14 protein-coding genes are annotated in these 14,282 nt (G+C 36.9%); 9 read left to right on the forward strand and 5 right to left on the reverse strand.

Annotation, left to right across the window (positions count from 1 at the left end):
- Window positions 1-51 precede the first annotated feature (51 nt).
- From rfbB to FLUTA_RS10380, 5 genes are all read left to right on the forward strand, one after another.
- Complete coding sequence (rfbB, locus tag FLUTA_RS10360; RefSeq protein WP_043024245.1) at window positions 52-1,098, forward strand: dTDP-glucose 4,6-dehydratase; 1,047 nt, start codon at window positions 52-54, stop codon at window positions 1,096-1,098.
- 1 nt (window position 1,099) lies between these two features.
- Entirely contained in the window at window positions 1,100-1,843 is a 744-nt protein-coding gene (locus FLUTA_RS10365; protein WP_013686827.1) for a tyrosine-protein phosphatase, read from the forward strand.
- Window positions 1,844-1,988: 145 nt separating this feature from the next.
- Window positions 1,989-3,536: a YceI family protein gene (locus tag FLUTA_RS20785; RefSeq protein ID WP_013686828.1), complete on the forward strand. Its 1,548-nt coding sequence runs from the start codon at window positions 1,989-1,991 to the stop codon at window positions 3,534-3,536.
- Between the two features lie 56 nt (window positions 3,537-3,592).
- Complete coding sequence (locus FLUTA_RS10375; RefSeq protein WP_013686829.1) at window positions 3,593-4,468, forward strand: DUF2279 domain-containing protein; 876 nt, start codon at window positions 3,593-3,595, stop codon at window positions 4,466-4,468.
- Between the two features lie 29 nt (window positions 4,469-4,497).
- Window positions 4,498-5,334 carry an alpha/beta hydrolase family protein gene (locus FLUTA_RS10380; protein ID WP_013686830.1) on the forward strand — a complete coding sequence of 279 codons (837 nt, stop codon included), beginning with the start codon at window positions 4,498-4,500 and terminating at the stop codon, window positions 5,332-5,334.
- 37 nt (window positions 5,335-5,371) lie between these two features.
- Here the strand turns inward: FLUTA_RS10380 and fabF are convergent, their stop codons facing one another.
- The 4 genes from fabF to FLUTA_RS10400 form a co-directional block, all read right to left on the reverse strand.
- Window positions 5,372-6,619: a beta-ketoacyl-ACP synthase II gene (gene fabF, locus FLUTA_RS10385; protein ID WP_013686831.1), complete on the reverse strand. Its 1,248-nt coding sequence runs from the start codon at window positions 6,617-6,619 to the stop codon at window positions 5,372-5,374.
- A 109-nt stretch (window positions 6,620-6,728) separates the two neighbouring features.
- A complete protein-coding gene (locus tag FLUTA_RS10390; RefSeq protein WP_013686832.1) occupies window positions 6,729-7,034 on the reverse strand; it encodes an SUF system Fe-S cluster assembly protein in 306 nt (101 codons plus the stop codon).
- Window position 7,035: 1 nt separating this feature from the next.
- Window positions 7,036-7,452, reverse strand: coding sequence for a SufE family protein (locus FLUTA_RS10395; RefSeq protein ID WP_013686833.1), 417 nt, complete (start codon window positions 7,450-7,452; stop codon window positions 7,036-7,038).
- A 9-nt stretch (window positions 7,453-7,461) separates the two neighbouring features.
- Window positions 7,462-8,697 carry an aminotransferase class V-fold PLP-dependent enzyme gene (locus FLUTA_RS10400; protein ID WP_013686834.1) on the reverse strand — a complete coding sequence of 412 codons (1,236 nt, stop codon included), beginning with the start codon at window positions 8,695-8,697 and terminating at the stop codon, window positions 7,462-7,464.
- A gap of 98 nt (window positions 8,698-8,795) precedes the next feature.
- Here FLUTA_RS10400 and FLUTA_RS10405 point away from each other — a divergent pair, with 98 nt between their 5' ends.
- Genes FLUTA_RS10405 through FLUTA_RS10415 form a run of 3 tightly spaced genes read left to right on the forward strand, consistent with a single transcriptional unit; the run spans window position 8,796 to window position 11,318 of the window.
- A complete protein-coding gene (locus tag FLUTA_RS10405) occupies window positions 8,796-9,449 on the forward strand; it encodes a hypothetical protein (protein WP_013686835.1) in 654 nt (217 codons plus the stop codon).
- On the forward strand, window positions 9,450-9,968 hold the full coding sequence (locus tag FLUTA_RS10410; RefSeq protein WP_013686836.1) for an RNA polymerase sigma factor: 519 nt from the start codon (window positions 9,450-9,452) through the stop codon (window positions 9,966-9,968). It begins immediately after the preceding gene.
- Between the two features lie 3 nt (window positions 9,969-9,971).
- Entirely contained in the window at window positions 9,972-11,318 is a 1,347-nt protein-coding gene (locus tag FLUTA_RS10415) for a hypothetical protein (protein WP_013686837.1), read from the forward strand.
- 173 nt (window positions 11,319-11,491) lie between these two features.
- Here FLUTA_RS10415 and FLUTA_RS10420 read toward each other — a convergent pair whose 3' ends face one another.
- A complete protein-coding gene (locus tag FLUTA_RS10420) occupies window positions 11,492-12,241 on the reverse strand; it encodes a TlyA family RNA methyltransferase (RefSeq protein ID WP_013686838.1) in 750 nt (249 codons plus the stop codon).
- 260 nt (window positions 12,242-12,501) lie between these two features.
- On the opposite strand from FLUTA_RS10420, the gene FLUTA_RS10425 reads away from it, so the two are divergent.
- Window positions 12,502-14,280, forward strand: a complete 1,779-nt coding sequence (locus FLUTA_RS10425; protein WP_013686839.1) for a T9SS type B sorting domain-containing protein — start codon at window positions 12,502-12,504, stop codon at window positions 14,278-14,280.
- Window positions 14,281-14,282: the final 2 nt, after the last annotated feature.

Genomic DNA, 14,282 nt, shown 5'->3' on the forward strand with positions numbered 1-14,282 from the left:
TCTGGTTTTGTTTCAGTCGGTTTTACTAACTTTACTCCATTAATTGTTAGTATGAATATTCTTGTAACGGGTGGTGCCGGATTTATTGGATCACATTTGGTTCGACTTTTAGTAAATAAATATCCGTCTTATCAAATTATCACATTTGATGCATTGACTTATGCGGGTAACTTGGCAAATTTGAAAGATATTATCGATGCGCCAAATCACGTTTTTGTAAAGGGAGATATTACTTCAGAACAAGATGTGAAAGAAGCGTTTGAGAACTATCAAATAACAGATGTGATTCATTTAGCTGCCGAATCTCATGTGGATCGTTCCATCGAGGGTCCGATGGAATTTGTACATACAAATGTCGTTGGAACTGTCAATTTGATGAATCAAGCAAGAGCCTATTGGAAAACAATGGGAGAACATGTTTTCTACCATGTTTCTACGGATGAAGTTTTTGGGTCGCTTGACCTAGAAGGGTTTTTTACGGAAACTACTTCTTATGATCCAAGAAGTCCTTATTCAGCATCGAAAGCAGCTTCAGATCACTTTGTATCAGCTTATTATCATACGTATGGATTTCCGGTAAAACGTTCTAATTGTTCAAATAACTACGGAAGCCATCACCATCCGGAGAAACTAATTCCACTGATGATTAATAATATATTGAACAAGAAACCTCTTCCTGTTTATGGAGAAGGAATCAATGTGCGCGATTGGTTATGGGTAGAAGACCATGCTCGGGCAATTGATGTTATTTTTCACGAAGGTGCAATCGGTTGTAATTACAATATTGGTGGATGGAACGAATGGCGAAACATTGATTTAATTCACGAATTGTGTACAATTATGGATTTCGAATTGGGACGTAAAGAAGGAGAAAGTGCAGAACTGATTTCCTATGTGAAAGATCGAGCTGGGCATGATTTACGCTATGCCATTGATGCGACAAAATTGTTTGATGAATTGGGTTGGAAGCCAAGTATTACATTTGAAGAAGGATTAAGAAACACCGTAAAATGGTATATTGAACATCAAGATTGGGTGAAAGAAGTTACTTCTGGTGCTTACCAAGATTATTACAAAAACATGTACAACCAACGTTAGGATGGGCTTTCTCAACCTATTTAAAGGAAAACAAAAGGAATCTGTAGATTTAGGAGGAAAACTCCTCGTTGATATTCACAGCCATTTGCTTCCTGGAATTGATGATGGTGCACCAACGATGGATCATACTATCGGAATGCTTCGGAAGTTTGAAGAATTGGGATATCAAAAATTGATTATGACTCCGCATGTTATGTCAGGTGTTTATGATAATTCTCACCAAATTATTCAAAACAAACTCGATGAAGTAAGAAAGGTTAGTCAGGATTTGGGATTGAATATAATTCTCGAAGCTTCTGCAGAGTATTTTTACGATGAAACCTTTGTGAAACGCATTCAAACAAAGGATTTACTGCCTTTTGGAGGAAATCACATTCTTTTTGAGTTTTCATTCCGAAACAAACCTTCACAAGTAGAAGACCTTATTTTTCAATTGAAATCTGCGGGATATCAACCCATTTTAGCGCATTTTGAGCGTTATATCTATTATCATCCCTCCATTGAAGTGGCAAAATCGTTCCGAGAAAGAGGTTGCATGATTCAGGTGAACTTAAATTCCTTTACAGGACATTACGGTCCCGATGTGAAGAATCAAGCAATTAGACTCCTAAAAGCTGACTTGATTGATATTCTTGGAAGCGATTGCCACCGATTACAGCATTTGGAAGTCCTTCAAGGTGCTTTAAATGAGTCGATTTTTCATCAATTAATGGAGTTAAAGGTGAAAAACCCTTTATTTCTCTAACGGTCAGATTTTCAAAAACTTATTGTATTCATTTTTCTTTGGAAAGCTCGTTTTTTTGAACTAATTTTTCTCATTAAATTAATTTCAAAAAAAATAAATACCACGGTAACTAAATTAGTTGTATACTTGTAAAAAAATTACTTATATGGAAAATTATCTGGGACTAGGTGTGGGAATAATAGCAATTATTAGCGCCTTTTTAGTACGATCAGCGTTCTTTTTTAAAACATCATTGAGCATCGCAATCATCTGTTTGATTGTTGCTTTGACCAATGGATTTGAGGAGGATCCATCATTAGGAATGATTTGTTTCACTTTAATTGGAATGGTAGGAGCAGGATATTTTGTTTCCTTGCTTTCTGAAAAAATCCGAAAGGTAGCACCTTATTTTATTGGATTTTTGGCGTTGATTCCAATTGGAGCAAAAGCAAATTACCAAGGATTTGATGTGAATTGGACGATGGAAGTGGCTTCTTTTGCAATTATTGGAACGCTGATTCCTTTACTGGCAAAAATCAAGGATTGGTTTGCAATTCGTTGGTTTGGTGCTGAAGAAGGAGCTTTTAACACTGGGATTTCACTCATTTACTTTGGAATTTTTGTGTTCGCTTCATCTTTCTTTGTATCTACATTCGGAGTGATTTTACTTGCAACTGGATACTTTGCAAGTAGCTTGGCTTTGCGCTCAAATGCTGGACTACAACTTGGAATAGTATTGTTTTCAATAGCTTGGACGTTGTTCTCATTGAATTCATTGGAAGGTATTTCAGACTCTTTGCTGAAGGGGAATTTGTGGATGGGAATTTTGGTAGGTTTGGGTTCTTTATGGATTAGCAAGTCGATTAAAAACGAAAAATCATCAGGTGTTTTTTTTAGTTTGGTGATTCCATTGCTTGTCGTTGGAGTAGTAGTAAGTTTCGGATTAATCAATGAGAATTTCGGTGGAATGCCCACTTATTTAGGAGCAATTATTGGTTCGTCTTTAGCTTTGGCTTTGGTGGAACGAAAAGAAGGTGAAAAACCCTTTGTAGGAATTGTTTTTCCGCTTATTTTAATTGGATTCACAACCAGTATTGATGCTGTTTTTCAACCCGAAAAACTGAAAGTTGAAACCTTATTGGATACCTCAAGTACTGGAACAAATAAATCCAATGAGAAAAAAGATGTGATGGATATTCCAGCAATTGCACTCACTGATGGTGATGCTGGAGCTTGGAAAAGCATTTTGTCTAATTCAAAATTGGAATTTGAAGTTGGACCTCCAGCGAGCAGAACAGCAGGAGCTTTCAAGGAATTCAAAACAGACATTCAGTTGGATAAATCAGCTATTCTGAAAAGTTTGAATGTGGAAATCAAAAGTGGAAGTTTGACGACTTTCAACGATATCCGAGATGAATCTGTATTGAGTGATGAGTTTATACAATCTGAGAAATATCCAAAAATTACCTACACTTCAAAAGCAATTCAGAAAGTAGGCGAAGACTATAAAATCACGGGAGATTTGGAATTTGTTGGAGCAAAAGTGGAAGTTGCTTTGGATTTGCGTTTTGTTTCTAAAATGATGAAAGACGGAAAAGAAGTTTTGGTATTTGTTGGGAAATCAGTTGTAGATAGAACAAAACACAAGATGACATCCGATTCTAAAATTGGAGATTTGGTAGATATTTCCTTTGAAGTAGCATTGGATAGATAGAAAACTATTTGTCGTACAGAATAACTTATAAAGACAGAAAGTCGTATTTTTCCCCTGTGAAAGTGCTTCTTTTCTGTCTTTTTTTTGCTGTATTTGGTGTTTCTGCTCAGAAAACAGATACCACTTGGAACAAGCGTTCGTATTGGGTGGCAGGAACAAACCTCGCATTAGGAGGAGGAAGTATTGCACTCCTTTCCGCTGTTTGGTACCAAGAATATCCCAAATCAAAATTTCACTCTTTTGATGATTCAAATGAATGGCTTTACATGGATAAATTCGGACATGCATATACCACATACAAATTATCGATGACCAATTATGCTGCTTGGCGCTGGGCAAGAATGCCAAAGAAGAAAGCCGTGTTTGTCTCTGGAGGAATTGCTTGGACGTATCAATTTTCGGTAGAAGTGTTGGATGGATTTAGTGCAGAGTGGGGATTTTCATGGTCAGATTTAGCAGCAAATACAGTAGGTGTAGGTTTGTTCATGGGGCAACAATTGGGTTGGGACGAACAGCGTTTTCAGCTCAAATTTGGATACAAACCATCACCTTATGCCGCCATTCGACCAAATACTTTGGGATCTAATTTTTCCGAAAGATTATTGAAAGATTATAATGCTCAAAGTTATTGGTTGTGTGTGGCTCCAGGCACTTTTTTCAAGGAATCGAAATTTCCAAAATGGATTCAGATTGGTTTTGGGTACAGTGTTGATGCAAAACTAAACGGAGATTCAAATGCGTACTTGGATTTAAATACTGGAAAAACGTATTTTGCCAAACAAGAATATGCCATTTCACTAGATATTGATTGGGCTCAACTTCCCATTAAAAGACCGTGGTTAAAAAAGCTGTTGAAACCATTAAATACGGTTAAAATACCTTTGCCAGCTGTGTTTTGGAGAAATGGAGTGTGTTATTTTGGAATGTTTTAGGTTGATTTAAATATAATTTACAAATCAAAATGGAAAATAAAGGTTTTCACTTCGAAAGTCCAAATGGAATACTCAGAGGAAACTATGCTTCTGCAGGAAAGAATACTCCAATTGTTTTGATGGCTTGCGGTCACAATGGATTTTATCATTTTGGCATGTTTCCGACCATTCAAGCCTATTTTGAAGAAAACGGAATTTCATCCGTAGCGTTTAATTATAGTCATTGTGGAATCTCGGATAATGGAGATTATTTCGATGATTTAGAGAGGTATAAGAACAATTGCAGAAGATTGGAAGTAGAAGATTTGACTTTTATGACCAAGCAGATACTCGAAAACGATTTCTTTCAACAACCAAATCATCTGTTTTTATTGGGACATAGCATGGGTGGATTTTCGGCTGCTTTTGCGAGTCAAGTGATAGAAAAAAAAGGAATTGCACTTTCTGGTCTAATCTTTTTAAATTCCTTGAGAACTTTGAATACGCGGACTCCAGAAATTATGGAAGAGTGGAAAGCAAAAGGTGTTTATTTCCGACCGAATATGCGAACTAAACAAGATTTGCCACAAGGTTCAGAATTTTTAGCTGAAATATTAGCGAGTGATTCGACCTGGAATATGCAACCAATCATTGAAAAGCTAATGATTCCATGTTTTGTAGCTCATTCAGTAGAAGATGAAGCTGTTCCATTTGAGCATGGACGAACGATTTTCTCTTGGGTTTACAAGAATAATCTCCAAAATGCATTCCTTCCAATTCCACACGCAGGACATACGCTAAATACAACACATCCTATGAAACGCAATTCGGAAGAATTGCAGTTTTTTTGTGGGCAGGTGGTTGATTGGATAAAACTGAAAAAATAAAGGGTGGGGACACGATGCTTCGCGTCTCCACTACCTTTTATTTTTCAAACTTCTTAAAGATTACCGTAGCAATGTGCCCACCAAATCCAAAGGTGTTACTCATCGCATACTTGATTTCTTTTGTCTTCCCTTTTTCCAATGGAAAATCAAATAAATCTTTGAAATTTGGTTCTATTTCTGTCGTATTAATTGTTGGTGGAACCACAGAATCTTGAATTGCTAAAATACAAGCAATGGCTTCAACTGCACCAGCAGCACCAAGCAAGTGGCCAGTCATCGATTTCGTTCCAGAAACACTCAGGGATTGTCTTTCTCCAAAAACGCGTCTCAACGCAATTAATTCGCTGTTATCTCCTTGCGAAGTAGATGTAGCGTGCATATTCACGTAATCAATTTGATCTGGAGTAATTTCCGCATCGCGCAAAGCTTCTTCCATTCCAAGAACGGCACCATCACCTTCTGGGTGAGTTCCTGTTAAATGATATGCGTCTGCAGCCATTCCTCCACCGACAACTTCTCCATAAATTTTTGCTCCGCGTTCTACTGCATGTTCGTACTCTTCCAAAATAACAGCTGCTGCTCCTTCACCCATTACAAAACCATCTCGGGTAATATCAAACGGACGAGAAGCTGTTTCAGGGGAATCATTGCGTTTTGATAAAGCTTGCGCAGATGAGAATCCACCCATTGCGGATTCAGTAATTGCAGCTTCCGAACCACCCGTGATAATCATATTTGCTTTTCCCCACTTAATGTAGTTAAAGGCGTCAATCATTGCGGTATTTGATGTAGCACATGCTGAAACAGCACAGTAGTTAATTCCTCTAAGTCCATATTCCATCGAAATAATACCAGAAGCAATATCTACTAAGATTCTTGGAATAAAGTAAGGAGTAAAACGTGGAGTTCCATCACCAGCAGAATATTCTTTCATCTGATCTTGGAACGTTTGAATTCCTCCATTTCCAGATCCCCAAATAACTCCAATACGATCTCTGTTCAGATTTTCGAAATTGATTCCTGCATCCGCAACAGCTTCGCGAACAGCAACCAATGCATATTGAGAAAATGGATCGTATTTACGGATTTCCTTTACATCAAAATGATCTGCTGCATTGTATCCTTTTACTTCACAAGCAAAAGTTGTTTTAAACTTGGATGTGTCGAATTTGGTAATGGGCCCCGCACCACTTTTACCTGTTTTTATGTTGTTCCAAAAATCAGGAACGTTATTTCCGATTGGCGTAAGGGCTCCCAAACCGGTAATTACAACTCTTCTTGTCATAACAAATGTATTTCGATTAATTAAAATTAGTTTAAGAAGTTCAAAAAAGGTTCAAAAAGTTCAAGAGAAATTTGAACCATTGAACATTTTCAACCATTGAACGGTTTTCTTACAGAAAACCAAGTTCCAGTTTCGCTTCTTCACTCATCATATCCTTATCCCATGGTGGGTCGAATACAATATTTACATGTGCTTCTGTAACTCCTTCGACGCTTTCTACCTTTTCTTTTACGTCTTTTGGCAAAGATTCTGCCACCGGACAGTTTGGAGAAGTTAGAGTCATATCCAACTCAACCACACCTTCTTTCGAAATGCGCACTTCGTAAATCAACCCAAGTTCGTAGATATCTACTGGAATCTCAGGGTCGAAAATCGTTTTTAGGATTTCTACTATTTTATCTTCTAAATGTTCCATTTTATTTTGCGATTGCGGACAATGCCAATAGTTTGATTTTTTTAACCATACTTGCTAAACCGTTTGCACGAGTAGGTGATAGGTGTTCTTGAAGTCCGATTTCTGAAATAAAATGTAAATTACTTTTTACAATGTCTTCCGGACTTTCATTATCGTAAACGCGAACCAATAAACCAATAATTCCTTTGGTGATAATTGCATCTGAATCTGCTGTTAAACGCACGCGATCGTTTTCGATACTTGCGTCTAACCAAACTCTGCTCTGACAACCTTCAATTAAACGGTCTTCTGTTTTTTTGCTCGAATCGATTAATGGTAAATCTTTTCCAAGTTCGATGATGTATTCGTATTTCTCCATCCAGTCATCGTAGATGGCAAAATCGTCAATAATTTCTTGTTGTTTTTCTTCTAGTGTCATCTGTTTTTTTTAACCCAGCATGGAAATACTTTTTTCCACGGCTGCTATAAATGCGTCTATTTCTTCTCGTGTATTGTAAAAAGCAAAGGAAGCTCTAATCGTTCCAGGTATTTGATAAAAATCCATCAATGGTTGTGTGCAATGATGGCCAGTTCTTACAGCAATTCCTTGCTTGTCTAATAAGGTTCCGATGTCAAAAGGATGAATCCCAGGAATATGGAAAGAAACGACTGAAGTTTTGTTTTTGGCAGTTCCAATCAAGGTAATGTTTTCAAAGGTTTCCAACATTTCTTGCGCATATTCAGTCAAGTCGCGTTCGTATTCTTCCAATTCTTTGGAATCAAATTGATTCAAGTAGTTCAAAGCGGTTCCCAAACAAATTCCTCCTGCAATATGTGGTGTTCCCGCCTCAAATTTGAAGGGTAGTTCGTTATATGTTGTTCGCTCAAAAGTCACCTTCGAAATCATATCTCCACCACCTTGGTACGGAGGCATTTCATCCAAAAGCGCTTCTTTTCCATAAAGAACTCCAATTCCTGTTGGACCAAAAACTTTATGGCCTGAAAAGACAAAAAAGTCGCAATTCATTGCCTGAACATCCACTTTGGTATGTTGCACACTTTGAGCACCATCAATTAGCACTTTTGCCCCAACCGCATGAGCACTTTCAATGATTTGTTCAACTGGATTAATGGTTCCTAAACTATTTGAAATATGCGTGATTGCTACCAATTTTGTTTTGGAAGAAAGCATGTTTTGATAATCTTCCAAAAGCAATTCGCCTCGTTTATTGATGGGAATGACTTTTAAAACTAATTTTTTGCGTTCTGCAAGCATTTGCCACGGAACAATGTTTGAGTGGTGTTCCATGGCAGAAATAATAATTTCATCGCCAGCACTCAATAATTCACCGAATGAACTTGCAACCAGATTGATTCCGTCTGTGGTTCCTTTCGTGAAAATAATTTCATCTTTCTTTTCAGCATTGATAAAACGGCGAATCGTTTCTCGTGCCTCTTCGTATTCAGAAGTTGCTTTTTGACTTAAATGATGAACGCCGCGATGAATATTCGCATTGTCCATGCTGTAATACTGGTTAATTGCATCCAATACCATTTGCGGTTTCTGAGATGTTGCGCCATTGTCAAAATAAATCAGGTTCTTTCCATAAACCTGCTGACGCAAAGCTGGGAAATCTTGGCGGATCTCTCGCACACTCATTTTTCTTGTTGTTGCATTTTCCATCCTACAAAGGTAGTAAAATGCTATTTGTAAAGTTTCTAAATAAGATTAAATTCCAACCTTTTTATTTTAGCTGTATCTTAGCTTTAAATTGATTACAAATGAGGGTCTTATACCTATTATTGATATTGGTGGTTGTTGGTACAGGTTGTGAGAAATACAACTTGAAACAACCTGCATACTTGAGCTTGAACTGGAAGTTTAACTCAACCACCTCTAGCCAAGGAAATGCGAGAATAGAGAAAGGTTTTTTTTATTCGAAAGAATTTACTGTAAATGGTACTCGTGTAAAAGGTTCTCCTGTTTCCATTACACAAAGTTTACCTGTTCAAAAAGTAGAATTCACAACTCAAAATGATTTAGGCATTTCATTGGATATTCCAATGGGAGATTATACTGAATTTACGATTAAAACAATCATTGATAAAGCAAATAACCCTTGTTTAAAGCTTGAGGGAACTTTTTATAAAGGCCAGGAACCAATTCCAATGGTGATTGAATGGAAACAATTGGATGAGTTGAGCTTTAAAATTTTGAACCCGTTTTCATTGGAGAAAAAGAAAGACTACAAGGTGTATATTGGGTTTGATGCTGAAAAACTGTTTGAAAATATTTCGAATACTAAATGGAGTCAAGTTGGTTATACAAATGAAAATGGTGTTACTACATTAGTAATTAATGACGGAAATAATATTCAGTTGTTTAATACAATTACTGAGCAATTGCCAAATGCATTGGTTTTAACAGTAGAATAAATGTCTGCAGAGTATAAAGATATCATCGATGGCTGCGCAAATTGGGAACGATCTGCACAGGAAAGGTTGTATCGTCTTTTTTCCAAAGATTTGTTCAAGGTCTGTAAGCTTTACGGTGCTGATACACAAGATGCGGAAGATATGCTCCACGATGCGTATATGCACATTTATAAAAACATTGGTTCTTATACGTTCACAGGTTCTTTTGAAGGATGGTTGAGAAGAGTAACGGTCAATTGTTGTCTTCAAACATTGCGAAAAAGAAAGAATTTCACCCAATTGGGAGATATTCCATCTGTTGAAGTAGAAGAAACAGAAATGGAATCAGGAATTCCTTTTGCAAAAGTATTGGAGGAAATCAATTTATTGCCTACAAAAGCTGGTTTGGTTCTTAAATTGTATGCCTTGGAGGGATGGTCACATTCTGAAATTGCAGAGGAATTGGAAATTTCAATCGGAACTTCGAAGTCTCAATTAAATTACGCCCGCTCGGTATTAAAACAAAAATTGGTTTCATAATTCATGGCATTCGAAAATCTAAATAATCAGAATAAGGAGTTTCAATCACTTCAAAAATCCTTTCAAAATTGGGATGCGGGTTTGCCGTCTTCTGATGTTTGGGAAGATTTGGAGGCTGATTTGGCTGTTTCTGCAGTTTGGGATCGTTTGGATGAGAGCTTGGAAGCAAATGGAAGCCCCGCAGATAAACCTTTGGTTGAATCCTATGAAAATTGGTCGCCCAATAATTCAGGGAATGGCTGGTCTAAATTGGAAGAACAACTTTCGAGAGAGCGTGTTTGGACGCGTTTAAATACAACGTTAAGTTATCCAATTTCTACCTCTCTTCCTTGGATGAAGATGACCGCAGCATCGTTGGTGTTTATTTTCGTGTCTTTCTACACAGATCGTTTTACGCTTTCAGATTCACAAAAAATGAAGTTAACTTCTTCTGAATTATCGGGTTTTGAGAATCATTCAACGAGTTTAAAATCAAATGAAGTTAACGGAACGAATTGGTCAGTGAATCAGAATTTACCGAATGATATTTCGACTGAATTGGATAGAAATAATTTGAAAGAAAAGCGTATAAACAAAGAATCTAAATTCATTGCCAATAGGACTAAAACAGGTGTCAATAATCAATTAGTTTCGAAAGAAATTGCCTTCAATGAAAAACAGAACCTGAATAATAACTCTGTTTCTGAAAAAACACTATTGGACTCTTCCAATCATTCAGACTCTAATTTTGAAGACATTGCTGATTTGGGTAGAAAAGAAATCACTTTAGATCCTAAAACAATGAGTGATTTTAGCTTCTTGCCTCCAAAATTTGATTTCAAACCACGATTTAGTGTACAAGTAGGTGGGCAGTTTTCGTTTATTAATGAGAATAATAGAACCGCATTTTCGAGCTCTTTGCCGCGAATTGGAATCGCAGCAGACTTTCAGTATCATTTGTATGCGAAAAACATCCGATTTACACAAGATTTTGGATTTAGCCAATACGCTCAATCGAATGGAAGTTATGTGAATGGTCGTTACAGGAATTCAAATCAACGGTTGAATACTGTTTATTTCATGTCGTCGGTCGGATATACATTTAAAGGAGTGACAGTTTACGGAGGTGTTACTGTCAATCGATTATTGAGCGGATACGAAGAAAGCAGAACGGCGATTACGAATGTTTATAATTCTAAAAAATTACAGGTTGGTGCAGCAGCTGGAATTGATTATCATTTCACGCCGTTTAAAAATAAAACAGCACTTGGGGTCGGTTTGCAATATCAGTTCTTGTCACAACTTAAAAGTGGCAATGCATTATTTGAAGATATCCACGGTGTGAAATTGCAATTAAAATATTCCTTCTAGATTCCAACCTTTTAGAAAGTGTTGCATCTAGTGGGTAGAAAGATATTTGTTTCGTTATCAACTTCTCCAAAAGGAGTTTGAAAAATTACTACAACTCAAACTGGGTAACGAAATAGTCGAGGCAAGGTAGAACTGGCTTGAACGAAAGAGTCCCGCATATGTGGGACTCTTTTTTACTTTTTAGTAGCGAACAACAAAAATTCTTTATTTCCATCTCCACCAATAATGGGTGAATCTATAATTCCTTTGACTTCAAAATTGGAATCAGCCACTGATTTTTCAACTCGCTGAAGAATTCCAGGGTAATTGGATGCGCTTTTAACCACTCCATTTTTATTTAAGAGGCGTTTTTCTAATTCAAATTGAGGTTTGATTAAAGCAACAAGAATACCGCTTTTTTTTACGAATGCACCTGTAAAAGGAAGTACTTTTTCCAAAGAGATAAACGAAACATCAATCACCATTCCATCCACTGGCTCAGGAACATGCGCGTTTGTTAATTCACGAATGTGTGTTTTCTCAATATTTGTAATAGATGGATTGGATCGGATGCGTTCATGAAGTTGTCCATGACCAACATCTACACAAAATACGTGTTTGGCATTTTTGCTAAGAAGTACTTCAGTGAATCCTCCTGTGGAAGCACCTAAATCAATAAACGTTTTGTCTGCAATTGGAAGCTCAAAATGCTCAATAGCTTTCAAAAGTTTCAAAGCCCCCCGTGAAACCCAGGTCAATTCTTCGTTCAGGAGCAAAATTTTAGCGTCTACAGGGATTTTTTTTCCTGGTTTTTCAATGGAAATTCCGTTGACCAATACATCACCGTTTTTTATGAGTTCTTCGCCACGTGTTCTTGAAGTTACTAATCCGCGGTCGAATAATATTTTGTCCAGTCGTTCTTCCATCGTGCAAAAGTAATTCATTAATTACGAATGTGGCATGAAATGAGTTATTATCTAACTATTATCGATGCGAATTTCAGAAAGAAGAAATACGAATTATTTAACTTAAAAATTAGAATCTGAAACAGGATGAATTTTTATTTCACAAAAACATTGTTTGTTTCACGTAATTGATACGTTATCAGCATGATATGCAACTAATTTATTCATTTATTCGTCTGTGATTTGGTTGGTTTATGAAACCATTAACTTATATTTGCTCTACATTAATTGAATACTACATGAAACTACTAACTAGTACGCTACTACTGGCAATACTATTTCCATTTTTTTCTATTGGACAGATTTTGGTTTCAAACGGAGCCATGTTATCCATTTCTTCTGGAGCTTTGGTTCAAATAAATGGTGGAGCAGAATTGACCCAATCAACTACTCTGACAAATAACGGTTCGGTTACCATTACCAAAAACTCTTCTTTCCCAATACCAGGAACTTTTAATATTGGAAACAACTCTGTGGTAAGTGGAAATGGATTTTATTTAATTGAGCAAGATTGGATCAATAATGGAGCATTTAATGCGGGAACTTCAACGGTTACTCTCTTTGGAAATACGCAACAATTCATTACATCTACGAATTCTGTTTCAACGGTTTTTAATAATTTGATATTAACAGGATCGGGTATAGGAAACAATCGTAAGAAAACACTACAAGGTGTAAATGCTTCTACTGGACCATCGGGTCTTCTTCAGATCAATTCCAGTGAATTAGAAACACAAACGAATACTTTTTTCGTGACGAATTCATCAATTTCTGCAATAACTTATAATAACACATTTGGATCGGAAGGTTTCGTGAGTAGCCTGTTACCAGGAACCCTTTCTCGAATCACTAATTTTGCAAGTCCTTATATATTTCCCACTGGGTCGAGCGTAGGAACAACACGTTTCCGTCCTGTTGAATTAACTCCACAAAGTAACCAAGGAGCTGAATACACGGTTCGCTTTAATAATTTTGATTCCAATACACAATCTTTTGACAGGTCACAAACGGATGGAGATGAATGTACATTGAATCCAACTTACTTTCATTCAATTGATCGTTTGATTGGTACTGCAGCTACGGATGTGAAAGTCTTCTATGTCCTTGCAGCTGATGGTGATTGGTCTGGAATAGCTCATTGGAGAAATGCAAGTGCCAATTGGAATGATATGGGAACTACCGCAGCTACAATTAGTGGCGGATTTACAACAAGAACAAGAACTGGATGGAATTTTGTAAATCCAGGTCATCCGTATATATTGTCAACACTTAGGCCTGATGCACCTGTTTTGAATTGTCCAACATTTTGCGAAAATTCCGAAAACAACGTGTTTACACTTACGGGAAGCACTGGAAATTATCAGTGGACTTTTCCATCAAGTGGAACAATTGTTTCTGGACAAGGAACGAATAGTGTAACAGCTGATTGGGCAACAGGATCTGGAGAAGTATCCGCAATTGCGATTGGACAAAATGGATGTAATTCCTTGCCAGGAACTTGTATACCAACAATTCATCTGTCACCAGTTGTTCAATTTACTTATACGGAAGATGGCTTTAATTACGCATTTGAGGATCAAACTGCAAATGCTACAACTTGGGATTGGTCATTTGGTGATGGGAATAGTTCTACCATTGAGAATCCGAGTCATTTGTATGATGGAGGAGATTCCTATAATGTAACATTACTAGTTACAGACTTAAATGGATGTACAGGTAGCGGTTCACAAACGGTTGAAATTTTTCAAGATATCGTTGTACCAAATATTATCACTCCAAATAATGATGGAACAAATGACATCTTCTTAATCAAAACGGCAGGTATTAAAACATTCAATCTCATCATTGTAAATCGTTGGGGGAATACCATGTTTGTATCCAATGATCCTGCAGTTATTTGGGACGGAAAAACAGATGGGAAATTGGTAGATGAAGGGGTCTATTTTTATAAGTTGAAGGCAGGGTCTGCTTCAAAAGAATACAATTATCAAGGTAACGTAACTGTTATTAGAAACTAATC

This window comes from Fluviicola taffensis DSM 16823 (genome assembly GCF_000194605.1).
GTDB lineage: Bacteria > Bacteroidota > Bacteroidia > Flavobacteriales_D > Crocinitomicaceae > Fluviicola > Fluviicola taffensis.